The 20,461-nt window shown below is 63.0% G+C and carries 25 protein-coding genes and 1 riboswitch; of the genes, 16 read left to right on the top strand and 9 right to left on the bottom strand.

Annotated features, from left to right (window positions below):
- Positions 1-2: 2 nt before the first annotated feature.
- A complete protein-coding gene (locus E0H22_RS08645) occupies positions 3-1,331 on the top strand; it encodes an ATP-binding protein (RefSeq protein WP_233025254.1) in 1,329 nt (442 codons plus the stop codon).
- A 125-nt stretch (positions 1,332-1,456) separates the two neighbouring features.
- Here E0H22_RS08645 and E0H22_RS08640 read toward each other — a convergent pair whose 3' ends face one another.
- Positions 1,457-2,914, bottom strand: coding sequence for a hypothetical protein (locus E0H22_RS08640; RefSeq protein WP_233025253.1), 1,458 nt, complete (start codon positions 2,912-2,914; stop codon positions 1,457-1,459).
- Positions 2,915-3,128: 214 nt separating this feature from the next.
- Here E0H22_RS08640 and E0H22_RS08635 point away from each other — a divergent pair, with 214 nt between their 5' ends.
- From E0H22_RS08635 to thiC, 6 genes are all read left to right on the top strand, one after another.
- Positions 3,129-3,653: a transglycosylase SLT domain-containing protein gene (locus E0H22_RS08635; protein ID WP_233025252.1), complete on the top strand. Its 525-nt coding sequence runs from the start codon at positions 3,129-3,131 to the stop codon at positions 3,651-3,653.
- Positions 3,654-3,707: 54 nt separating this feature from the next.
- Positions 3,708-3,847, top strand: a riboswitch (TPP riboswitch).
- The gene (locus E0H22_RS08630; RefSeq protein ID WP_233025251.1) at positions 3,835-4,887 is read left to right on the top strand and encodes an FAD-dependent oxidoreductase; all 1,053 of its coding nucleotides are present in this window, start codon (positions 3,835-3,837) and stop codon (positions 4,885-4,887) included. It overlaps the preceding riboswitch by 13 nt.
- Entirely contained in the window at positions 4,878-5,075 is a 198-nt protein-coding gene (gene thiS, locus E0H22_RS08625) for a sulfur carrier protein ThiS (RefSeq protein ID WP_233025250.1), read from the top strand. The genes E0H22_RS08630 and thiS overlap by 10 nt, the downstream gene beginning before the upstream one ends.
- A gap of 148 nt (positions 5,076-5,223) precedes the next feature.
- On the top strand, positions 5,224-6,009 hold the full coding sequence (locus E0H22_RS08620) for a thiazole synthase (protein ID WP_233025249.1): 786 nt from the start codon (positions 5,224-5,226) through the stop codon (positions 6,007-6,009).
- Positions 5,996-6,604, top strand: coding sequence for a thiamine phosphate synthase (locus E0H22_RS08615; protein ID WP_233025248.1), 609 nt, complete (start codon positions 5,996-5,998; stop codon positions 6,602-6,604). The genes E0H22_RS08620 and E0H22_RS08615 overlap by 14 nt, the downstream gene beginning before the upstream one ends.
- Positions 6,605-6,631: 27 nt before the next feature.
- On the top strand, positions 6,632-8,560 hold the full coding sequence (gene thiC, locus E0H22_RS08610; protein WP_233025247.1) for a phosphomethylpyrimidine synthase ThiC: 1,929 nt from the start codon (positions 6,632-6,634) through the stop codon (positions 8,558-8,560).
- Between the two features lie 89 nt (positions 8,561-8,649).
- Here thiC and E0H22_RS26035 read toward each other — a convergent pair whose 3' ends face one another.
- On the bottom strand, positions 8,650-9,009 hold the full coding sequence (locus E0H22_RS26035; RefSeq protein WP_430715233.1) for a TY-Chap domain-containing protein: 360 nt from the start codon (positions 9,007-9,009) through the stop codon (positions 8,650-8,652).
- Positions 9,010-9,454: 445 nt separating this feature from the next.
- Between E0H22_RS26035 and E0H22_RS08600 the strand changes: the two genes are divergently transcribed.
- Both E0H22_RS08600 and E0H22_RS08595 read left to right on the top strand, forming a co-directional pair.
- Positions 9,455-10,393, top strand: coding sequence for a YiiG family protein (locus E0H22_RS08600; RefSeq protein ID WP_233025245.1), 939 nt, complete (start codon positions 9,455-9,457; stop codon positions 10,391-10,393).
- Between the two features lie 169 nt (positions 10,394-10,562).
- The gene (locus E0H22_RS08595) at positions 10,563-10,871 is read left to right on the top strand and encodes a helix-turn-helix domain-containing protein (RefSeq protein ID WP_233025244.1); all 309 of its coding nucleotides are present in this window, start codon (positions 10,563-10,565) and stop codon (positions 10,869-10,871) included.
- On the opposite strand, the gene E0H22_RS08590 is transcribed toward E0H22_RS08595, so the two are convergent.
- The gene (locus E0H22_RS08590) at positions 10,868-11,062 is read right to left on the bottom strand and encodes a hypothetical protein (protein ID WP_233025243.1); all 195 of its coding nucleotides are present in this window, start codon (positions 11,060-11,062) and stop codon (positions 10,868-10,870) included. The genes E0H22_RS08595 and E0H22_RS08590 overlap by 4 nt on opposite strands.
- A 141-nt stretch (positions 11,063-11,203) precedes the next feature.
- Between E0H22_RS08590 and E0H22_RS08585 the strand changes: the two genes are divergently transcribed.
- Complete coding sequence (locus tag E0H22_RS08585; protein WP_233025242.1) at positions 11,204-11,758, top strand: collagen-like protein; 555 nt, start codon at positions 11,204-11,206, stop codon at positions 11,756-11,758.
- A gap of 172 nt (positions 11,759-11,930) precedes the next feature.
- On the opposite strand, the gene E0H22_RS08580 is transcribed toward E0H22_RS08585, so the two are convergent.
- On the bottom strand, positions 11,931-12,998 hold the full coding sequence (locus tag E0H22_RS08580; protein WP_430715268.1) for an alpha/beta fold hydrolase: 1,068 nt from the start codon (positions 12,996-12,998) through the stop codon (positions 11,931-11,933).
- Positions 12,999-13,235: 237 nt separating this feature from the next.
- On the opposite strand from E0H22_RS08580, the gene E0H22_RS08575 reads away from it, so the two are divergent.
- The 4 genes from E0H22_RS08575 to E0H22_RS08560 all read left to right on the top strand — a co-directional run bounded on the left by E0H22_RS08575 (position 13,236) and on the right by E0H22_RS08560 (position 15,271).
- The gene (locus E0H22_RS08575) at positions 13,236-13,589 is read left to right on the top strand and encodes a hypothetical protein (protein ID WP_233025240.1); all 354 of its coding nucleotides are present in this window, start codon (positions 13,236-13,238) and stop codon (positions 13,587-13,589) included.
- Between the two features lie 35 nt (positions 13,590-13,624).
- Positions 13,625-13,870, top strand: a complete 246-nt coding sequence (locus E0H22_RS08570; protein ID WP_233025239.1) for a DUF2188 domain-containing protein — start codon at positions 13,625-13,627, stop codon at positions 13,868-13,870.
- A 79-nt stretch (positions 13,871-13,949) separates the two neighbouring features.
- Complete coding sequence (locus tag E0H22_RS08565; protein ID WP_233025238.1) at positions 13,950-14,573, top strand: MSMEG_1061 family FMN-dependent PPOX-type flavoprotein; 624 nt, start codon at positions 13,950-13,952, stop codon at positions 14,571-14,573.
- 134 nt (positions 14,574-14,707) lie between these two features.
- Complete coding sequence (locus E0H22_RS08560) at positions 14,708-15,271, top strand: hypothetical protein (protein WP_233025237.1); 564 nt, start codon at positions 14,708-14,710, stop codon at positions 15,269-15,271.
- Positions 15,272-15,524: 253 nt separating this feature from the next.
- Here the strand turns inward: E0H22_RS08560 and bfr are convergent, their stop codons facing one another.
- Both bfr and E0H22_RS08550 read right to left on the bottom strand, forming a co-directional pair.
- Positions 15,525-16,010 carry a bacterioferritin gene (gene bfr / locus E0H22_RS08555; RefSeq protein ID WP_233025236.1) on the bottom strand — a complete coding sequence of 162 codons (486 nt, stop codon included), beginning with the start codon at positions 16,008-16,010 and terminating at the stop codon, positions 15,525-15,527.
- A 147-nt stretch (positions 16,011-16,157) separates the two neighbouring features.
- Complete coding sequence (locus E0H22_RS08550; RefSeq protein WP_233026217.1) at positions 16,158-16,448, bottom strand: (2Fe-2S)-binding protein; 291 nt, start codon at positions 16,446-16,448, stop codon at positions 16,158-16,160.
- A gap of 352 nt (positions 16,449-16,800) precedes the next feature.
- Between E0H22_RS08550 and E0H22_RS08545 the strand changes: the two genes are divergently transcribed.
- Together E0H22_RS08545 and E0H22_RS08540 are read left to right on the top strand one after the other, a co-directional pair.
- A complete protein-coding gene (locus E0H22_RS08545; RefSeq protein WP_233025235.1) occupies positions 16,801-17,127 on the top strand; it encodes a hypothetical protein in 327 nt (108 codons plus the stop codon).
- A gap of 205 nt (positions 17,128-17,332) precedes the next feature.
- A complete protein-coding gene (locus E0H22_RS08540) occupies positions 17,333-17,629 on the top strand; it encodes a hypothetical protein (RefSeq protein ID WP_233025234.1) in 297 nt (98 codons plus the stop codon).
- Between the two features lie 88 nt (positions 17,630-17,717).
- Here E0H22_RS08540 and E0H22_RS08535 read toward each other — a convergent pair whose 3' ends face one another.
- From E0H22_RS08535 to tam, 3 genes are all read right to left on the bottom strand, one after another.
- Positions 17,718-18,902 carry a lytic murein transglycosylase gene (locus tag E0H22_RS08535; RefSeq protein WP_430715232.1) on the bottom strand — a complete coding sequence of 395 codons (1,185 nt, stop codon included), beginning with the start codon at positions 18,900-18,902 and terminating at the stop codon, positions 17,718-17,720.
- Positions 18,903-18,961: 59 nt separating this feature from the next.
- Positions 18,962-19,576, bottom strand: coding sequence for a TIGR00645 family protein (locus E0H22_RS08530; RefSeq protein WP_233025233.1), 615 nt, complete (start codon positions 19,574-19,576; stop codon positions 18,962-18,964).
- Between the two features lie 112 nt (positions 19,577-19,688).
- Complete coding sequence (tam, locus tag E0H22_RS08525) at positions 19,689-20,459, bottom strand: trans-aconitate 2-methyltransferase (protein ID WP_233025232.1); 771 nt, start codon at positions 20,457-20,459, stop codon at positions 19,689-19,691.
- Positions 20,460-20,461 lie beyond the last annotated feature (2 nt).

Here is a 20,461-nt window from a genome sequence, read left to right as displayed (position 1 = left end):
CCATGAAACTGCTGAACGTCCTCAACCTGCGGCGGATCAGCGGCCAGATCGCCGCGCTGGTGGTTGCGTCGATCGTCGCCATTCACATTATCATCGGCGTGGGCTTCGCGATCCTGCGGCCGGATCAGCCCGTACAGCCGGATCGCGGCCACGGTGAACTGGTGGCCATGGCGAAGCTGCTGTCGGCGACGCCGGCCGGCGAACGACCGGATCTGCTTGCGCGCATGCAGCGGACCTTCCCCGGCTTCGATCTGCGCCGGGAGCCGGGCGGTATAGTCCCGAGCGCCGATGCCGACCAGCGCAGCGAGGTGTTTCCGTTCCGCCGTATGAACCGCCTGATGGGGCGCGATGCGCGCGCGGTGCCGCTGACCGGCGACCGCATCGGCATCGAACTCGCCGACGGCCAGGCATTCTCGGTGAGCGAAATACCGGAACGCCGGCCACGTCCGTTCTGGGGCGGCCCGGTGTTCGTCACTCTCGCCTTCGCCGTGATAACGCTGACGCTGCTCGGCCTGTGGGCTGCGCGGATGCTGGCGGAGCCGCTGTCGTCCTTTGCGAAGACGGCAGAGGAATTCAGCCTCAGCGGCACCGCCGCGCCGCTGCCCGAGCGTGGACCGGAAGAAATCCGCGCCGTCGCCCGCGCACTCAACCGCATGCGCGAGCGCATCACCGCGCTCATCGACGACCGCACCAAGATGCTCGCCGCCATCAGCCACGATCTGCGCACACCAATCACACGGCTGCGGCTGCGTTCGGAATTCATCGAGGACGAGGGCAATCGCCGGCACATGCTGCGCGATCTCGACCAGATGCGTGCGATGCTGGAGGCGGTGCTGTCGTTCCTCCGCAACGACCGCCGGCTGGAGGAGCTGACGCTCACCGACATCGCCACTACGCTGCAACTGATCGCCGACCAGTTCGCCGATATCGGCCATATGGTGACCTATCAGGGCCCCTCCCATGCGATGGCGATGGCCCGGCCCGACGACCTGCATCGCGCGGTGACCAATCTCGTGGAGAATGCCGTGAAGTTCGGCGGCGAGGCGGCGATCACGCTGGTGATGTCAAAGGATGGCGCGATGATCGATATTGCCGACGATGGTCCGGGCATTTCCGACGCACAGAAGAACGCGATGCTGCAGCCCTTCGTGCGCGGCGACGATGCGCGGAACATGGATCACGAAGCGGCAGGGTTTGGGCTCGGCCTCTCCATCGCCCGCGCCATTGCGCTGGCGCATGGTGGTGAGCTGACGTTGCGGGACCGCCAGCCGCAAGGCCTGATCGTGCGGATTACATTGCCAGCGCCGGATAGCGGAAAGGCGGCGGCATAGGCGTGGTAGGCGTAGGATGGGTAGAGCGCAGGCGCGACAGAGCCGCAGCGAAACCCATCGGCCGAGCTTGCCGCAGGCGACGGACAGCATGGGTTTCGCTGCGCTCTACCCATCCTGCGAGAGGACTACTCCCTCACCCTCCCAGTCGCTCCATCCTTGCGCACATGGATGGTCGCGAGATCGTCGCTATAGACCTTCTCCCAGCCATCGAGACGATCGAGCAGCTTCGTTGCTGCGCTCTCGGTGCGCATGAAGGTCGCATCGATCTTGTAGTCCTTCAGCAGGCGGAACAGATTGTCGGGCTGGGCCAGGCCGCTGGCGTCGTTGTGATCGACCATCAGCTTCTCGCCGAACAATTCGGTGCGGCCGTCGATGAAGGTCGGCACCCCGCGCCAGATCAGATAGCCGCCGAAATCGTAATCGTTGAAGACGCGACTGACATTCAGCTGCTTCAGCGCGTCGACAGCGGCAATGGGCGCTGCGCGTTCCGACGGTGTGTATTGACGCTTGGACGCAATGACGATCGTGCCCGCAATCAGGCACAATGCGACACCGGCGAGGAACAGCCGGTTCGGTGCAGATGCGGCAGCCTCGGGCTGCCCCAGTTGTTCGCCGAGCGGCTTTGCCAGCACCAGCGGCGCGAGCAACGCGAGGACCTCGGCATTGCGGACATGACCGAGTGCCATATAGACGAAGCCGAGCACCAGCACGATGCGCATCGGCGGCAAGGTGATGCCACGCCATAGGACGAAGGCGAAAGCCGCGAGCACGGAGAATTCGAGCGGCCCTGCCTTGCCGAAATTCGCCGGCCGCCACTCGCCGATCACAGCGAGCGCCGCACCGAGGCCGAGAATACGCTGCGAGGCCAGCAGCGCTTCCCAGCCATAGGGCGTGACGCAGCTAGCAGCGAGCGCGGCGACGCCGAACAAGATCCAGCGCAGCAGCATGCGCGCCTGCCGTTCCTTCGGTGCATGCCAGATCGCATCGAGTGCGATGGGGCCGATCAACGCAAGACCGAGCACGAAGCCGCCATGTAGATTAGCCCACAGCACCATCAGCGGCAGCAGCCGGAAGGACGGCGCGCTCCTGCGATCCATCGCATCGACGAGACCGGCGACCCAGGCCACCATCACCGGCATCGCCAGCACATGCGGCCGTGCCAGCATATGGCCGGCCATCAGCGCCAGTGTGGCGGCGAGAATCACCAGTGCCGGCGTGCGCGCGAGCCGCGCATGCAGAAAGCCCGCGAGCAGCGCAATGGCGAGCGAGGCGGAGGCAGCGGCGAGCACGACCGGGCCGGCCCAGCCGCCAAGGTTATAAGCGAGCGCGTAAGCCACTTGCGCCAGCCACTGCGTCGATATCCAGGGCTGGCCCTGCATCGTGAACGAATAGATGTCCGTGCGCGGCACGGCATGGTGATCGAGCATCCACTGCCCGAGCGTGATCTGCCAATAGGTGTCGGGATCGTTGAGCAGCCCGCTGCCGACCGCGAGCAGCAACGCATAGACGCCAATGCCGACCCAGAACGGGAGCAGGCCGTCCAGTCTGCGGGACGAAGGAGCGTGAGCGAGCGACATTGTCATGGATCGACCGTGGCAGAACGGCATCAGCAGCCGCGAATACAGCCATGGGACCACGGACGGGCATAATTTGAGGTAAATCGCTGCCGGAACTGGGCTTTCTAGCCCCGAGAAAGACTCAATTCGCGCCTCAAACGACGAGAATTGAACGAGATGGTTTAGGCCATCTGAAAGCCCGGCCGGCTACACGCCGCCGATGCGATTTTCGAGACCGTTGATGACCCGTTTTCCTGCCATTCTGGCGGCGGCCTGCGCCTTCGCCGCCATTCCGCAACTCGCTTATGCACAGCAGCGCGCCGACTATCAGGCCATGGCGGCCTCCCATGCCAGGGACAACGGCGTTCCCGAAGCGCTGGTGCACCGCGTCATCATGCGCGAGAGCAAGTACAATCCCGGCCTGATCGGCCGTGGCGGCACTATCGGCCTCATGCAGATCAAGCTCGCGACCGCCCGCGGCGTCGGCTACAGCGGCACCGCCGAGGGTCTGCGCGATCCCAACACCAATCTCACTTACGGCATCAAATATCTCGCCGGCGCCTATCGCGCCGCCCATGGCGATCACAACCGCGCGGTGCGCTATTACGCGGGGGGCTACTACTACGTCGCCAAGCGTCAGCGCCAGGAAGTTTCCGCGCCGCCGCATCAACCGATTTTCGCGCGGGAAGCCGAGCGGCTGAAGAAGCAGGAAGCCGCACAGGCAGCGCAGGCCAGCGCCGCGCCTGTCGAGGCGCCCAAGCCCTGACTGTGACCATTCCGTGAAGGCGCGTTGACACGCCCGGCCGGAGGTTTAAATTAGAGACGTTCCGAGGGGGGCTCCGACGAGGAGCTGAGATACCGCTAGCTTGCATGCTCGATCCCCGAGCGATGCGATACCGCGGTGACCCTTTGAACCTGATCCGGGTCATGCCGGCGAAGGGACAGGGATGAATCAGACGACGTATGCGTCGCACGCCGAATCGGGCGTTGCGAACTCCCCTATATCCATCATTGGCGCGGGTATCGCTGGTGCGTGGCAGGCTTTGCTGCTGGCCAAGGCCGGCCACAGCGTCACGCTCTATGAGCGCGACAATGCCGAGATGCGCGAAGCCACCACCCATTGGGGCGGCGGCATGCTGGCGCCCTGGTGCGAGGCCGAAGTCTCCGAACCCGTGATCTCGCGGCTCGGCCTGCGCGCGCTGGAGCTGTGGCGGCAGGAGCTGCCCGACACGCCGTTCAACGGTTCCCTCGTCGTCGCGCATCCACGCGACCGCGCGGACTTCGAGCGCTTCGCCAAAATGACTTCGGGCTATACGCGGCTCGACGCTGCCGGTGTGGCCGACATCGAGCCATCGCTGGAAGGTCGTTTTCGCGACGGCCTGTTCTATCCCGGCGAAGGCCATGTGGAGCCGCGCCTGGTGCTGCCCGAACTGCATCGGCGCATTACCGCCGCCGGCGGCATCATCAAGTATAATTGCGAAGCCAAGGCCGACGACCTCGACGGTCTCGTGATCGACTGCCGCGGTCTCTATGCGCGCGAGCAGGACGAGACGACGAGACTGCGCGGCGTCAAGGGCGAGATCGTCATCGTCGAGACCGACGAGGTTCAGCTCTCGCGCCCGATCCGCCTGATGCATCCACGCTGGCCGCTTTATGTGATCCCGCGCGCCAACAACCGCTTCATGCTGGGCGCGACCTCCATCGAGAGCGAGGATCGCGGCGTCAGCGTGCGTTCGGCGCTGGAGCTGCTGGGTGCTGCCTATGCGGTGCATCCGGCCTTCGCCGAGGCGCGCATTCTCGAATTCGGTTCGGGACTTCGTCCGGCTTTCCCCGACAACCTGCCGAAGATTGCGATCTCTCAGCCTGTTGGCAACAAGAACAGAATCGCGGTCAACGGCCTCTATCGCCACGGCTTCCTGCTGGCGCCCGCGCTGGCGGAGCTGACGCTGAATTATGTCCAGCGCGGCGCGATCGATAACGAGGTGATGCAATGCAAGTGATCGTCAATGGCGAAGCGCGCGAAATTCAATCATCGCATGTCGCAGCGCTGCTGAGCGAGCTCGATTTCGAAGGCACGCACTGCGCCATCGCCGTCAACTACGACGTGGTGCCGCGCAGCCGGTGGGCCGAGACGGCACTGAAGGCCGGCGACGAAATCGAGATTATCTCGCCAAGGCAGGGAGGGTGAAGATGCATATAGCAACACACTCCACCCTCATCCTGAGGAGCGCGACCTTCGCGCGTCTCGAAGGATGCTTGCCAGGCACCAGCGGCCATCCTTCGAGACGCCGCTACGCGGCTCCTCAGGATGAGGGCAGAGATTGCGGGAGCTTGATATGGCAGTGAACTTCTACGGCAAGGACTTCTCCTCCCGCCTCCTGATCGGCACGGCGCTGTATCCGTCGCCGGCGATCATGCAGGACTCCATCCGCGCCTCCGGCGCCGGCATCGTCACGGTGTCCGTCCGCCGCGAAACCGCGGGCGGCAAGACCGGCGATGCGTTCTGGTCGTTGATCCGCGAACTCGATGTCGCCGTGCTGCCGAACACCGCCGGCTGCCGCAGCGTGCGCGAGGCCGTCACCACCGCGAAACTCGCGCGCGAACTGTTCGGCACGCCCTGGATCAAGCTGGAAGTGATCGCCGACAACGACACGCTGCAGCCGGATGTGGTCGGCCTGGTCGAAGCCGCCAACATTCTCGTCAAAGACGGCTTCGAGGTGTTCCCCTATTGCACCGAAGACCTCGGTGTCGCCCTGCGGCTCGTCGATGCCGGCTGCAAGGTGGTGATGCCCTGGGCGGCACCGATCGGCTCGGCACGCGGCATCATCAATCGCGACGCGCTCAAGTTGCTGCGCGATCGCCTGCCCGACATCACGCTGGTGGTCGACGCCGGCATCGGGGCCCCCTCTCATGCGGCGGAAGCGCTGGAACTCGGCTATGACGCCGTGCTGCTCAACACTGCCGTCGCCAAAGCCGCCGATCCCATCGCCATGGCGAAGGCTTTCCGCCTCGCCGTCGAGGCCGGCCGCACCGGCTTCGAGGCCGGGCTGATGGGCGAACGTGACTTCGCTTCTCCTTCCACTCCAGTCATCGGGACACCGTTCTGGCATGCCGTATCCTGACCGTTTCTATCCCGTCGTCGACACCGTTGAATGGGTCCGGCGCCTCGCCGCGCTCGGCGTCGGCACCGTGCAATTGCGCGCGAAGGATCTCGACGATGCATCGGCGATGATCCTGTTCCGCGCAGCGCTCGACGTGACCAAAGGCACCCAGACAAAACTGGTGGTCAACGACTACTGGCACGTCGCCATCGACCTGAAGGCGCAACATCTGCATCTCGGCCAGGAGGACCTTGCCGATGCCGATGTGGCCGCGATCAAGAAAGCCGGGATCACGCTCGGGCTCTCGACCCATGATGAGGCCGAGCTCGAAACCGCGCTGCGCGCCGAGCCCGACTATGTCGCGCTGGGCCCGATCTTCTTCACCACGCTGAAAGCAATGCGCTTCGCACCGCAGGGCGTCCCCAAAATCTCGACGTGGAAGAAGCGCGTCGGCGATATCCCGCTGGTCGCCATCGGCGGCATCAAGTTCGAGCACGCCGCCGAGATCTTCGCTGCCGGCGCCGATTCCATCGCCGTGGTCAGCGATGTCACCCAGAATTCCGATCCGGATGCCCGCGTGCGGCAATGGCTCGGCCTATCCGAACACGTCGCCTAATCGCCAATCACAACGGAGGATCGTCCCATGAACATCCGCTCCAATCCCGATACCACCCTTCCCGCCGTCACCACCGGCAGCCTGCCGTCGTCACGCAAGTTCTATTCGATCCCGGAGAGCGCACCGGACCTCCGCGTGCCCCTGCGCGAGATCATTCTGTCCGAAGGCGCCGGCGAGCCGAACCTGCCGGTCTATGACACCTCGGGCCCCTATACCGATCCGAACGTGCTGATCGACGTCAACAATGGTCTCGCCCGCACCCGCCAGGATTGGGTGAAAGAGCGCGGCGGCGTCGAGGAATATGAAGGGCGCCAGATCAAGCCGGAAGACAACGGCAACGTCGGCGCCTCTCATGCCGCCGCCGCCTTCAAGGCGCATCACAAGCCGCTGCGCGGTATCGGCGACGCGCCGATCACCCAGCTCGAATTCGCCCGCAAGGGAATCATCACCAAGGAGATGATCTATGTCGCCGAGCGCGAAAATCTCGGCCGCAAGCAGCAGCTCGAGCGCGCCGAGGCCGCGCGTGCCGATGGCGAGAGTTTTGGCGCCGAAGTGCCGCTGTTCATTACGCCGGAATTCGTGCGCAGCGAGATCGCGCGCGGCCGCGCAATCATCCCCTGCAACATCAATCACGCCGAACTCGAGCCGATGATCATCGGCCGCAACTTCCTCACCAAGATCAATGCCAATATCGGCAACTCCGCCGTGACCTCGTCGGTGGAGGAGGAAGTGGACAAGATGGTGTGGGCGATCCGCTGGGGCGCCGACACCGTGATGGACCTCTCCACCGGCCGCAACATCCACACCACCCGTGAGTGGATTCTGCGCAACGCGCCGATTCCGATCGGTACCGTGCCGATCTATCAGGCGCTGGAGAAGTGCGACGGCGATCCGGTCAAGCTGACCTGGGAGCTCTACAAGGACACGCTGATCGAGCAATGCGAACAGGGCGTGGACTACTTTACCATCCATGCCGGCGTGCGCCTGCAATATATCCACCTCACCGCCAACCGCGTCACCGGCATCGTCTCGCGCGGCGGCTCGATCATGGCCAAGTGGTGCCTCGCGCATCACAAGGAGAGCTTCCTCTATACGCATTTCGACGAGATCTGCGACATCATGCGCAAGTATGACGTCTCCTTCTCGCTCGGCGACGGCCTGCGCCCCGGCTCCATCGCCGACGCCAACGACCGCGCGCAATTCGCCGAACTAGAAACGCTCGGCGAACTGACGCAGATCGCCTGGAAGAAGGGCTGCCAGGTGATGATCGAGGGCCCCGGCCATGTGCCGCTGCACAAGATCAAGATCAATATGGACAAGCAGCTCAAGGAATGCGGCGAAGCCCCGTTCTATACCTTGGGACCACTGACCACCGACATCGCGCCGGGTTACGACCACATCACCTCGGGCATCGGCGCCGCCATGATCGGCTGGTTCGGCTGCTCCATGCTCTGCTATGTGACGCCGAAGGAACATCTCGGCCTGCCCAACCGCGACGACGTCAAGGTCGGCGTGATCACCTACAAGATTTCGGCTCATGCGTCGGATCTCGCCAAGGGTCATCCCGCAGCCCAGCTGCGCGACGACGCGCTCTCCCGTGCGCGTTTCGACTTCCGCTGGCAGGACCAGTTCAACCTCGGCCTCGATCCGGAAACCGCCGTCGCCTATCATGACGAGACCCTGCCCAAGGAAGCCCACAAGGTCGCGCATTTCTGCTCGATGTGCGGACCAAAGTTCTGCTCGATGAAGATCACGCAGGATGTCCGCGACTACGCAGCGACGCTCGGTGACAACGAGAAAGCGGCGCTATCTCTCGGCGGCAAGGCGAGCATGGGCATGACCATGAGTGGCGTGATCGAAGACGGCATGGCCAGCATGAGCCAGAAGTTCAAGGACATGGGCGAACAGGTCTATGTCCAGGCACAGGCGGTGAAGGACAGTAACAAGGCGCTGTGAGGCCTTCGGGCCTCCAGGTCCTATTAACCACAATCGATCACAGGGCCGGGCTCACGCCCGGCCCTGCTGTTTGAGCGAACACCTCACCGTCAGGAAATCGGCGCGCAAGCAGCGGGACGATTCGGCGCGAACGGCGCGTTGAACGTCAATTTCGTGTCGCTGCGCGCGCCATAGCCGTCATGCAGCGCGCGGAGCGTGAGATCGGTGAGCGACGCAAAATCGACGGCCGCATCGACGGCGCGGTCGATGCGGAAATTGCCGGCCCTATCGTTGGTGTCGAAGCCCAGTCTGTCCAGCGCGGCGACGGCTCTCAAGGGCCGGTAGACTGTTCGCTCATGGCCCGGTTTTGTTATCCAGAATCCCGACGAGGCTTCGCAACGGACGCGGCTGTTCCGTGCAGAGAAAATGCATTGGACGTAATCGTGGACGACACGCTGACCACAAGACACCGGTTGAGAGGGTTTTCCGGATCACCTGTCACGTAGATGAGCTTGAGGCGTTCCCTGAGGTCGCAACGATACACGGCTTGGAATTTGCTGAAACTGTCGGCCGCATTGCCCTGACACCACGCAATCGCGATGATTGCCGACCTCTGCAGATCTGCGCGCGTATCTTTTCCACATGATGACCGGCCCATCTAAACTGAGGACATCCGTCAGCATCTATCAAACGTCTCACATTGGCTCCACAGACACACGCGATGCAATTGAAGATTGCAGCTTCTCCATCACCGAAATTGACCGAATTGCGTGAACCTTCACCGCCTCTTGCGACGTCCAATGTCATGACAGTGACATAGCGCCATGCGCGCCTGCTCTGGCTGCGTGGGCGTCCCTCCCCTATTTTCGCCGTCATCACGAAGCATGCCGCTATAAGGCGTTGGAGACCTGATCGATGATTTCACTTCGCGCATTCGTTGTTGCTGCCGGTGCTACCCTGGCATTGGCCTCGGCGCATACTACGCCCGCCGCTGCGCAAAAATCCACCGCGACCGAAAAGCTCAATGCCTATGTGGGCTGCATCAATCGGCTGTCGGCGCGCGCCTATGACTCGCAGTCGCGCTATTTCAGCTGGGCGGCGAAATCCGGTCCCACGGGCAAGGAGCGGATCATCTATGGCACCTATACGATCTACGATACCGACGATTGCAAGAAGAACGTCGAGAGCGCCAATGCGCTGGAGCCGCGCGATGCGGCGCTGGAGGCGGCCGCCTCCGCCTATGTCAGTGCGGTGACGACGCTCGGGCCGCTGCTCAAGGAAGCGGACGACTACTACACGCAGGAGAACTACAAGGACGACAAGATGGCGAAGGGCAAGGCCCTGCACCCCAAACTGGTCGCCGCCTGGGATGCGTTTTCCGCCGCCGATAAGAACCTCCGCGCCGGCGTCGATGCCATCAATGACAAGCGCAAGCTCGAACAGCTCAAGCAGATCGAAGCCGAGGAAGGCAAGAAGACGCGCTATTATGTCGAAGCCGTCATGATCGACGCCAAGCGCGTGCTGCGCCTGCAAGACACCGACAAGCCGGATATCAATGAAATCACCAAGGCGGTGAGCGATTATGAAGCCACGGTGAAGGGGTTTGAGGACGCCAATGCGGCCGATGGCGGCAAGGTCTCGTCGATGTTCGGCAGCAATGCGAAGTCGGTGCTGGTGACGTCCAAACAGCTGATGCGCCGCATCCGTGACAAGGTGCCGTATACATCCGGCCAGAAGATGATGATGCAGCCGGGCAGCGCCTGGATGGTGGAAGGCTCGCCGGCACGGCTGCTGCGCGACTACAATCAACTGGTGGATTCCTATAACAGCATCGCCCGCTTCGGCATGCGCTAGGCCCGCGGCGTATGACGGTTCGAGGAGGTGACGCCTCGTCGAGGACAACAGCCCCTCATTAACCTCCCGTTAACCAAACGCGCCCACCCTGCCGGTACGGCTGGGGTGCCGTTTGGTCTCGATGTATCGCTTTGCGCCCGCGAAGCGTGCGTTGATCGGGAGGTTGCCGATGCCCCAGAGTTCTATCCGCGACGATTGCGCTGCGCGGACATGCCCCGACACCGATTCCATTGATGGCTGCGATAACGCCTCCGCCATCGAAGCGCTGGTGCCGGCGTCGGAGCCAAGCGACGTGGTGCCGATGCTCGTCGGCGCCACCGTCGAGGAAGTCGAGCGCGAATTGATGCTGCAGACACTGGCGCGCTGCGACGGCAACCGGACGCGCGCGGCGCGCGTGCTCGGCGTCTCCGTCCGCACCATGCGCAACAAGATCAGGCAATACTCCGCCGACGGCATCGACGTGCCGGCCAGCAGCTAGTGCTCGGGCACCCGGCCACGCACGATGCATCCGCGCATCAGCCAATACAGACCGGAGCCGGCGCCCGCCCCGCAGAAGGCCAGCAGCAAAGCGTTGACGACGCTATAGGCGCCGCTCCACCAGAACATGCCGAGCGCTCCGAGGGCACCAAACAATGACGAAGCGAGTTTCAGACGCGTGGACGGCAGCATGACCTGTTTCCTGTGAGCCGCCCCTTTGACGCCGGCAGAGCGAAACAGGTTCGCGTCGAGATGGAATGTCCCGCGAATTGATGCCGTCATCCTTCCCCTGCTAAAAACCACGCAATCGGAATCACGAATGGAGTGACGAGCGTGGCGAAAGAGACGATCGGCCGGGCCGGATTACGCGGCCCGCGCGGCGAGCCGGGCGCACCGGGGCCGCAGGGTCATCCCGGTCGCCCCGGTCCCGAAGGGGCACAGGGCAAGCCCGGCATCCCCGGAAAGCCAGGTGCTCCCGGCAAAGCTGGTCCGAAAGGCCCGCGCGGCGATCAAGGCCCACCTGGCAAGGCCGGCCCTGCCGGACCGCAGGGCAAGGCCGGACCGCAGGGACCGCGTGGCGAGCAAGGCCCGCAGGGGCCGACCGGCATTCGGGGCGAGCCGGGGCCGCGCGGCGAACAGGGCCCGCCCGGCACACTGCCGAGCTTCGAACAGATCCTGCCCTGGCTGCACATGATCTTCGACGCGTGGGAGGACCATCGCAAGACGCGCGAACGCGAGGCAGCCGAGCGTGAAGCCGCACTGCTGCGCGAGCAACAGGAAATGGCGGAGCGCGTCGCCGCAATGGTCGAAGCGGAAGCCGCCGTGGCGGAGCCCACCGAGGACGACGACGGCAAGAAAAAGAAGAAGCGGAAAAAGAAGGACGATTGAGGTCCTTCGCACTGGCTCCTCCGATTATGACAACTGTCATCGCCCGCCCTGGCGCCCAATTGCGCGCTGGGAGCGGGCGATCCAATAAACGGGGACGCCAGTGATCATCCGCATATGCCGGTGTCGACTGGGTTGCCCGGTCAAGCCAGGCAACGACAAGTGAGTTGGTCGCTCACATCGTCCGCTGCGGCGCCGTCTGCAGCAGCTCCTGCAGTTCCTTCGCGTAAAACTTCGCCGAACCCGTGGTCAGATGGCCGCGCGTCTCGGCGCTGGCCGGGATCAGCAACATCTTTGCCTGCTTGATCCGCTTCATCGCGGCATCCATCAATCCCGTCTCCGGCGGGTTACGCTCGTCATCCGCGGCATTGATGGCAAGCACCGATGCCGCGATCTTCTCCAGCGCGCTCGACGCGTTGTAGTCGCGCGACGACTCCCACTGATAGATGAAGTCATTGGCGTCCGCCGTAAACGGCGCCTTCAATCGATCATCCACATTCTTGTCGGCCGCTGCCGATGTCGGCGCCAGCGATTGATAGGCCAGCGTGCCGCCCGCAGTGGCGATGCCGAACATGACGGACGCATATTTCATCATGCCGGGCTGCGATGTGTAGTTGCCACCCTTGTAGTCGGGATCGGCGCGCACGGTCTCGATCATCATCCGCCGCATCATCCAGTTGCGCGCGCTCATCTCGGTCGGCTGCGCGGCCATCGGCACCAGCGCATCCATGGTGTCCGGATATTTGCTGCCCCAGATCCAGGCATGCATGCCGCCCATGGAATTTCCGATCACCAGGCGCATATGCCGGATACCGAGTCCTTCGGTGATCAGCCTATGCTGCGCGTCCACCATGTCGTCGTAATTGTATTTCGGAAACGCCGTGCGCATGCCGTCGGACGGCTTCGACGACTTTCCGTGGCCGATGCCATCGGGAATGATGATGTAATATTTGCTCGCATCGAGCGGCTGCCCGGCACCGAACAATTCGCCCGCGAAAGCCGGTGTCAGCATGCTTTGCGCGGAGCCGCCGGTGCCGTGCAGCACTAGCACCGGCTGCCCCGCAGGCGAGCCGATGGTGGTGTAGTGCAGCTTCAGCTCCGGCATCACATGGCCGGTGTGAAACTTGAAATCCTTTGCGATCCAGTCGGCCTCTTTCGGCGCGGGGTAATCAGCTGCGTGTGTGGCAAAGGACGCAAATGTGGCGATGACGCCGACCAAGGCGGCGCGCAGATAAGGCGGCATCATGATCCTCCCATGCGACGGCCTCATCGGGCCGCTTGTGCGAATGCTAGCATGGCGCAGGCGCAAGCCAAGGTGCGGAGCGCGCTGCGGGCTGCCGCGCTGCAACGATCTTCGGTGCATGGCCTTTCATTTGTGCATGCATCTTCGCCACGGCTCAGGCTTAATTGTCGGGACAATTCGAAGTGCCGGACTGAGTCGCGGCGCAGCCGCTCCGGCATAACCGATGTGAGGTTTCGCATGCGGTCAGTAATGCGGCTTGTCTTCCTTGCGATGGCGATGGCCATCGCCCCGACGGCCCATGCCGTCGATCGCGGCCAGTTCGCCGATGTCCCCGAACATATCCGAAACTGGTTCAAAAGCGTGGTCAGCCCCACCGGCGTGCCCTGCTGCGATATCTCCGACGGCCATCGCACCGAATATGATGTGCGCGGCGGCGCCTACTGGGTCCCGATCGACGGCGTCTGGATGCAGGTTCCTGATCGCGCCATCATCCGCGATCGCGGCAATCCGGTGGGCGAAGCGGTGGTCTGGTATATCCGCCGCGGCGACGGCGTCGTCATCAGCTGCTTCGTGCCCGCCGATGCGGTATGATCCCGGCGGGGCGGCGCAAGACAAGCGAGAGCGACATGGCGGAAGTGACCTATGTGATCGTCGAACATGATGGCGGCTGGGCCTATAAAGTCGGCGCCGTGTTTTCCGAACCCTATCCGACCCGCGAGCGCGCCCTTGCCGCCGCCCGCCGCGCCGCAGCGGAACAACGCACGCCCGGCCGCACCGAAGTGATTTCCTACGAGGACGAGAACGGCAAATGGCATGAGGAGACGGCCGCCGGCAACGACCGGCCTAACACGGTGATCGTCGATCGATCCTGACCGGGCGTGCGGCCGACATGCTTTGCGGCGCGATGACTGCGTGCTAGCTCAAATACCATTATTTCGACCGGAGACTGCCGTGACCGACGTGACCACCGAAAAGCTGCGCGAAATTTACCCCGCCCCGCATCCGCGTGTGATCGCGAAAGCGCGGCCGACTCTGGATATGCATTCCAGCAAGTTCATCTCGCTGTCGCCCTTCTGCGTGCTCGCTTCGTCCGGCCCCGACGGCACTGTCGACGCGTCGCCGCGCGGCGGTGGTGTCGGTTTCGTGCAGATCGCTTCGCCCACCGAATTGCGGCTGCCGGATCGTCCCGGCAACAACCGTATCGATACATTCCAGAACGTGCTGAACGGCAGCGGCCATGTGCAGCTGATCTTCTTCGTCCCCGGCATCGACGACACGCTGCGCGTCAGCGGCGTCGCCAGACTGTCGAAGGATCCGGAACTGATGGCGACCATGGAAGAGTTCGGCAAGCCGCCGCGCGCGGTCCTGTGCATCACTGTCACCGAAGCCTATTTCCATTGCGGCAAGGCGCTGATGCGCTCAAAGCTGTGGTCACCGGACGTGCAGGTAAAACGTGACGTGATGCCGTCGATCTCGGAAATGGTGTTCGACCAGACCAAGGCCGACACCAAGTCCGCGGGCGAGACCCCCATGACCCAGGGTGAAATCGAAATCGCCTACCGAAAGAACCTGTAGCGACCGCCGCCACAGGTCCATCACGACCGCCGGACTGACGCCACACCCGATATTGCAAATGACACCCTAAAGTTGCATATTATGTCAGCTTGGGGAGAGCTTTTGTGCGTGGCGTGGCGTCCATTTGCGTTGTCTTGGCTGCAAGCCTTGCGCTTTGCGGCTGTGCACGCGATCCCTTCGTCACCGAGGCGGGCGAGACAAGAGTCCACGACTGGTGGATTACGCATCAGTTCGATCGCGTGAGCGGCGCCGAGTTGCCAGGCGCTTTCGTTTACGCGGAAGCCTCGAACAGCAATGTCGAATATCCACGCGTCTCGTCGCTCCTGCTTACATGTCTGGAACGCAGGGAGCCTCTGATCCGCTTCGCGTTCGACTTCCGGATCGGCACCCGCGCGAACACCGTGCTTGGCTATCGCTTCGATGACCTGCCCGGCCATGAAGGCGTGGCCGTGCGCATCCTGCGCAACAACAGGGTTGTCATCATCGAGGACCGCGAGGCAATTGCCACCTTCGTTGCCGAACTGGAAAAGGCGCGGACGCTGTATGTGAGAATCAGATCGATCGACGGCGGACGCACCGCGGTCGAATATCCCGTGTCCGGCGCATGGACGGCGATCCGGGCAGCATTCACGAATTGCGACATGCCGGCGCCGCCTCATCCCGGGACGGGACGGGTGAGACTGCCCGGCATCTATTAGGCAGTTTCTGCTTTGATGGATCGTGTCCCGGACGCGATGCGGCATTCTTTATGCCGCTTCGCAGAGCCGGGACCGCAACAAACGCCGAGCTTTGCACGGTCCCGGTCCTGCGCAGCAGCGTTACACACTGCAGCGCGCCCGGGGCACAGCTCTACCAAGGTCAAAAATGCTCTAGGACGCCAGGCAACGCTTTCAGCAAAGCACGATCGTTCCCGAAAGCCGGTCCCCACTTTTGGGGATCATGCTGATGAGCTTAGAACTCGCTTTCGAGGCCGCCCATGTGCTTCTGGGTGTAGAGTTCGATGCCGATGCGCTCGATGAGGTCGAGCTGGGTTTCGAGGAAATCGATATGGCCTTCCTCGTCCTTCATCAGCGACTCGAACAGGTCGCGCGACACGTAATCCTTGACGCTGTGTGCATAAGTCGCCGCTTCTTCATACAGCGTGCGGGCGCCGATCTCGGCGGCGAGATCGCATTCGATGATTTCCTTGACGTTCTGGCCGATCTTCAGCGGATCGAGCACCTGCATGTTCGGGAAACCGTCCAGGAACAGAATTCGGTCGGTGAAGCGGTCGGCGTGGTGCATTTCCTCGATGGACTCCTTGCGCCACATCTTGGCCATGTCCAGGAGACCCCAGTGGTTGAGCAGGCGGAAATGCAGCCAATACTGGTTGATGGCCGTCAGCTCGCTGCGCAGACCCTTGTTGAGATAATCGATGACTTTCGGGTCGCCTTTCATGACTCTCTCCTCTTGCCCGGCCAAACCAAAATGGCCCGAACTGAATTTAGAATGCTTCTAAATTAGTTTCAGAGGGAGGACAAGCCTGCCGCGATCCGCAACGCGCCGAAATTAAAAGAATTCGGATTGTTTTGTGATGAGAGGGTCTTAGGCGGCAACGCCGAGAGTCGCAGCAGCGTTCATCTCAACCGGTACGGGCATCTCGATCTCGGCCGCCGAGCCATGAGCCGCCGTATGCGGGCAGCCGGCGCAGCAAGATTTGGCACAAGCGCCGAGCGCCTCGTCCATGATCTTCTTGATCGTCCGCGCGCATCGCCCGCACTGGGCGCTGCAGCCTAGACAACCATAGACCTGCCCTGGCGTCCGCGGAGGCTGAGCCCCGGCGACGGCCTTGCGGATATCATGGTCTGAAAAGACGTTGCAGGAACAAACGATCATTAGCTGAAGGCACGCTCGCAGGTCGGTACACATTCTGGATATGGAAGCTCCCGCCCGGATGCAAAGCCAAAACGCGCACCTTCAAGCTATTCCAAACTACTGATCCGCCTGCACAATCTGGAACGAATCTAAACATGGGAAAATTCGGCCTTCGCAGCCTTATCAAGGGTAATATAAAACCGCAAAACCCACCCTTGAACCCGTTCGCCCGACCCTGCGTCCAATTGTTGCCGGCTATAAATTTGCGGCCAAATCAGCGCGGTTACGTTCATTGATCATTCAAGTCGGATGTGAAACTTTTGGCCGCATACTGCGCTACTTGATGCGTATCGGAAGCGAATGAGGTGACGCCATGAAGAAGACCCTGATGGCCCTTGCCGCCGTTGCCACGCTGGCCGTTGCGGCCGCGCCGACCACCGCGAGCGCACAACACTGGCATCACGGCGGCGGCGTCGGAGCTGGTGTCGCGGCCGGCCTGATTGGCGGCGCCCTGCTTGGCGGCGCTATCGCTGCCGGCTCAGGTTACTATGGGCCAGGTTACTATGGCCCCGGTTACGGCTACTATGGCGGCCCGGCCTACGTCGCCGGCCCCGGCTATTACGGCGGCTGCTACTGGCAGCGCCAGCGCTTCTGGGATGGCTATGGCTGGCGCTTCCGCCGCGTTCGCGTTTGTGGTTGAGGTCTGAGAAATTCACTGCACATCGAACCAGATCAATTCCGGTGTGCATGGCTTGAAGTGGCGCGAAAAAACCGCTTTTTCGAGCCACTGCTTCGTGAGTGTTTACGCCGGATTGACGGTTGGGCTTTGAAATGGCTGTCAGTTCGAATCTCGCGTGAGAACCTTTAACGCGCCGCTCGCGGCGTCCTTGTGGGAGAGACTTGAAATGAAGAAGACTGTTTCCGCTCTGGTTGCCGCTGCGACGATTGCGGCTTCGCTTGTGGCCGTGGCGCCCGCCGCCAAGGCCGATGGCGGCCGTATTGCTGCCGGCGTTGCCGGCGGCCTGATCGGCGGCGCCCTGCTCGGCGGCGCCATCGCTGCCAGCCGTCCCGCGCCGGTCTACGGCTACGGCTACGCGCCTGCCCCCGTGTATGTCGAACCGGCCTGCCGCGTCGTGCGTCAGCGCGTCTGGGACGACTATCGCGGCGTCTGGCGCTACCGCCCGGTCGAGGTTTGCGACTAAGCGCAGCCTCACGGCCTCAATCAAAAACCCGGCAGCTCACGCTGCCGGGTTTTTCTTTTGTATGCGGGGCATACTTATCGCAGTCATCTTATCGCGCATTCATGGCCCGCAGCACGGCTTCGCTCGGCCAGCAATCGAGTTTGAGGCGCGCTGATTTCTGAAAGGCGCCGAGCGCCGCGCGCGTCTTCATACCGGCCTTGCCATCGACTTTGTCGCTGTAGAGCCCGAGCGACGTGAGGTGGCGCTGCATCGCCTCGACATCGGTACTCCGGAGCTGCTTGGTCGCCGCCCATGGCGTGGCGAAGGGCTGACCGCCCGCGATACGATCCGCGACATGGCCGACGAATAAAACGTAGAGATCGGAGAAATTGTATTCCTTGATGACGAAGTAGTTCTTCGTCGTCAGAAAGGCCGGGCCGTAGATGCCCTCCGGCTGCAGCAGCGAGGCCTGCTGCGCCTGTTCGGCAGCACTCACCCTCTCGCCGCGCACTGGTGCGAAGCCGGCACGGATCCACTCCCCGATCGGTCGTGTCACTTCCGGCACGCCCATGGTGCAATCGGCATTGGCCGGTGCGCGCACTTCATAGGCCCAGCGAAGGCCACGCTGCCAGCCCTTGTTGACGAGCTGCTGAGCAGCCGAGGCCAGCGCATCCGGCACGGACTTCCAGATATCCACTTTGCCGTCACCGTCGAAATCGACGCCGTGCTTCTCGAGTTCGGACGGCAGGAATTGCGTCAGTCCGGTGGCGCCGCCCCACGACACGCGCAGATCCTGACGCGAGACCACGCCGCTCTCGATGAGCTTCAGCGCCGCGATGAATTCGCCGCGATACTGCTCCTTGCGACGGCCGACATAGGCCTGCGTCGCCAGCGTGCGGATGCCATCATAAGGCAGCCTGTGACGGCCGTAGTCGGTCTCGCGGCCCCAGATCGCCAGGATGATGGCGCCGGGCACACCGGTCTGCCGCTCGATGGCCTGCAGTGTCTTGCGATGTTGATCGTAGAGGCGGCGCCCCTCCGCTGCGAGGCGTGCGATGCTGGCTTCCTTCAGATAGTCGGCCGGCACCTGCACGAATTCCGCCTGCGCCGGCGCTCCCGTCGCGGGACGCCCGGGCAGCAGGAGATCGGGCAGCTTGTAGTCGGGCTCGAGGCCGCGCGTCGCGTCGTCAAAGATCCGCCGCGATACGCCGGCTTTCTGGGCTTCGGGCCAGAGCGAGGCGATGAAACTGTTGAAAGCTGCGTCGGCAGCGGATGCGAGGGATGCAGGCAGCACGAAGGCGATCAGAGCGCCGCAAAGCAGCGCGCGAAGAGCTGATTGCCTGCGTTGTGCCTTCAATGCCCGTGCGCTCCGTGATCGGCCTTGTGCTTCCCGGCCCCGTTCACCTCGACGCTGTTCGACAGCTTGTCGACATAAGCGATGCCCACCGCCGAGATGATGAACACCACATGGATGATGGTCTGCCACATCACGCCGGTTTCGGTGAAATTCGTGGTGCGCGAACCGGTATTGCCGAGCCCGCCGGCCTCGATGAAGGTGCGCAGCAGATGGATCGACGAGATGCCGATGATAGCCATCGCCAGCTTGATCTTCAGCACGCTGGCATTGACGTGGCTGAGCCATTCCGGCTCGTCCGGATGTCCCCGCAGGTTGAGGCGAGACACGAAGGTCTCGTAGCCGCCGACGATGACCATCACCAGAAGGTTCGAGATCATCACCACGTCGATCAGGCCGAGCACCACCAGCATGATCTGCTGCTCGCTGAAATCGAAGCTATGGGTGATGAGATGCCACAATTCCTTCAGGAACAGCACCACATAGACGCCCTGGGCGATGATCAGCCCGATATAGAGCGGCAGCTGCAGCCAGCGCGATCCGAAGATCAGCACCGGGATCGGGCGCATCGCATGGCGCTTCGGCGGGAGCGGTGTTTCAGGCGTCATGGACATGCGGGAGGTCTCGTTGTCGGGAGAATCTTCGGTGCGGTCTGCAATGCGGGCTTATAGCGGGTGGTTCCCGACATCATGATGTCCGACCGCGCGGCAACTGGCCGCATCGGTCCTACTTCACAGCGACAATGAAGATTCGCGGAAAGCGCAGCAGCACCTTGCCGTCCGCGTGAGGCAAATAGGTCGCTGCGATGCGCGCGGTGTATTCGGCAAGATAGGCCTTGCGATCCGGACCTTCGAGCGGATCGACGAAGGGACGCAGGCCGGTGCCCTTCACCCATTCCACGATCGCCGCGGCGTCTGCCAACGCGTGATTGTACACGGTGTGCCAGATATCGACGCGCGAACAGATCGGCTGCAGCGCATCGTAATAGGTGCCCGGCTTCGGCAAGGAGTCGCGCAGCTCCACTGCCTTCGAGAGCTGCTTGCGCCACGGCTCCATGTAAGCCACTTCACGCATCAGCACATGGCTGGGCTCGTCGAGATTGTCCGGCATCTGCACGGCCAGCACGCCGCCTGGCGGCAAGCCGGTGGCGAGGCGCTTGAGCTGCTTCAGATGATCGGGCACCCACTGGAACACCGCATTGGCGAACAGCACGTCACTGCCGGCCGGCGGCACCCAATGGGCGATATTGGCTTCGATGAAAGTCTGTGCCGGCAGCCGCTCGCGGGCCTGGCGAAGCATGTCGGCAGAGGTATCGACGCCGACCACCGCAGCTTCCGGCCAGCGCCTGACGAGAAGTTCGGTGGAGTTACCAGGGCCGCAGCCGATATCGACGACTTTGCGCGCTTCTGCCAGCGGCACCTGCGCGAGCAGATCCCGCGCCGGGCGGGTCCGCTCATCCTCGAATTTCAGATATTGCTGCGCGCTCCAGTCCGACATCC

This window comes from Rhodopseudomonas boonkerdii (genome assembly GCF_021184025.1).
Lineage (GTDB): Bacteria > Pseudomonadota > Alphaproteobacteria > Rhizobiales > Xanthobacteraceae > Tardiphaga > Tardiphaga boonkerdii.
The sequence above is the reverse complement of the archived record's forward strand: the minus strand, read 5'-3'. Positions and strand labels throughout refer to the sequence as shown.

Excerpts from the sequence above, each read along its gene's own strand:
- E0H22_RS08645 (WP_233025254.1), top strand. The coding sequence starts at position 3 with ATGAAACTGCTGAACGTCCTCAACCTGCGGCGGATCAGCGGCCAGATC.
- E0H22_RS08640 (WP_233025253.1), bottom strand. The coding sequence starts at position 2,914 with ATGACAATGTCGCTCGCTCACGCTCCTTCGTCCCGCAGACTGGACGGC.
- E0H22_RS08635 (WP_233025252.1), top strand. The coding sequence starts at position 3,129 with ATGACCCGTTTTCCTGCCATTCTGGCGGCGGCCTGCGCCTTCGCCGCC.
- E0H22_RS08630 (WP_233025251.1), top strand. The coding sequence starts at position 3,835 with ATGAATCAGACGACGTATGCGTCGCACGCCGAATCGGGCGTTGCGAAC.
- thiS (WP_233025250.1), top strand. The coding sequence starts at position 4,878 with ATGCAAGTGATCGTCAATGGCGAAGCGCGCGAAATTCAATCATCGCAT.
- E0H22_RS08620 (WP_233025249.1), top strand. The coding sequence starts at position 5,224 with ATGGCAGTGAACTTCTACGGCAAGGACTTCTCCTCCCGCCTCCTGATC.
- E0H22_RS08615 (WP_233025248.1), top strand. The coding sequence starts at position 5,996 with ATGCCGTATCCTGACCGTTTCTATCCCGTCGTCGACACCGTTGAATGG.
- thiC (WP_233025247.1), top strand. The coding sequence starts at position 6,632 with ATGAACATCCGCTCCAATCCCGATACCACCCTTCCCGCCGTCACCACC.
- E0H22_RS08600 (WP_233025245.1), top strand. The coding sequence starts at position 9,455 with ATGATTTCACTTCGCGCATTCGTTGTTGCTGCCGGTGCTACCCTGGCA.
- E0H22_RS08595 (WP_233025244.1), top strand. The coding sequence starts at position 10,563 with ATGCCCCAGAGTTCTATCCGCGACGATTGCGCTGCGCGGACATGCCCC.
- E0H22_RS08590 (WP_233025243.1), bottom strand. The coding sequence starts at position 11,062 with ATGCTGCCGTCCACGCGTCTGAAACTCGCTTCGTCATTGTTTGGTGCC.
- E0H22_RS08580 (WP_430715268.1), bottom strand. The coding sequence starts at position 12,998 with ATGCCGCCTTATCTGCGCGCCGCCTTGGTCGGCGTCATCGCCACATTT.
- E0H22_RS08575 (WP_233025240.1), top strand. The coding sequence starts at position 13,236 with ATGCGGTCAGTAATGCGGCTTGTCTTCCTTGCGATGGCGATGGCCATC.
- E0H22_RS08570 (WP_233025239.1), top strand. The coding sequence starts at position 13,625 with ATGGCGGAAGTGACCTATGTGATCGTCGAACATGATGGCGGCTGGGCC.
- bfr (WP_233025236.1), bottom strand. The coding sequence starts at position 16,010 with ATGAAAGGCGACCCGAAAGTCATCGATTATCTCAACAAGGGTCTGCGC.
- E0H22_RS08550 (WP_233026217.1), bottom strand. The coding sequence starts at position 16,448 with ATGATCGTTTGTTCCTGCAACGTCTTTTCAGACCATGATATCCGCAAG.
- E0H22_RS08545 (WP_233025235.1), top strand. The coding sequence starts at position 16,801 with ATGAAGAAGACCCTGATGGCCCTTGCCGCCGTTGCCACGCTGGCCGTT.
- E0H22_RS08540 (WP_233025234.1), top strand. The coding sequence starts at position 17,333 with ATGAAGAAGACTGTTTCCGCTCTGGTTGCCGCTGCGACGATTGCGGCT.
- E0H22_RS08530 (WP_233025233.1), bottom strand. The coding sequence starts at position 19,576 with ATGTCCATGACGCCTGAAACACCGCTCCCGCCGAAGCGCCATGCGATG.
- tam (WP_233025232.1), bottom strand. The coding sequence starts at position 20,459 with ATGTCGGACTGGAGCGCGCAGCAATATCTGAAATTCGAGGATGAGCGG.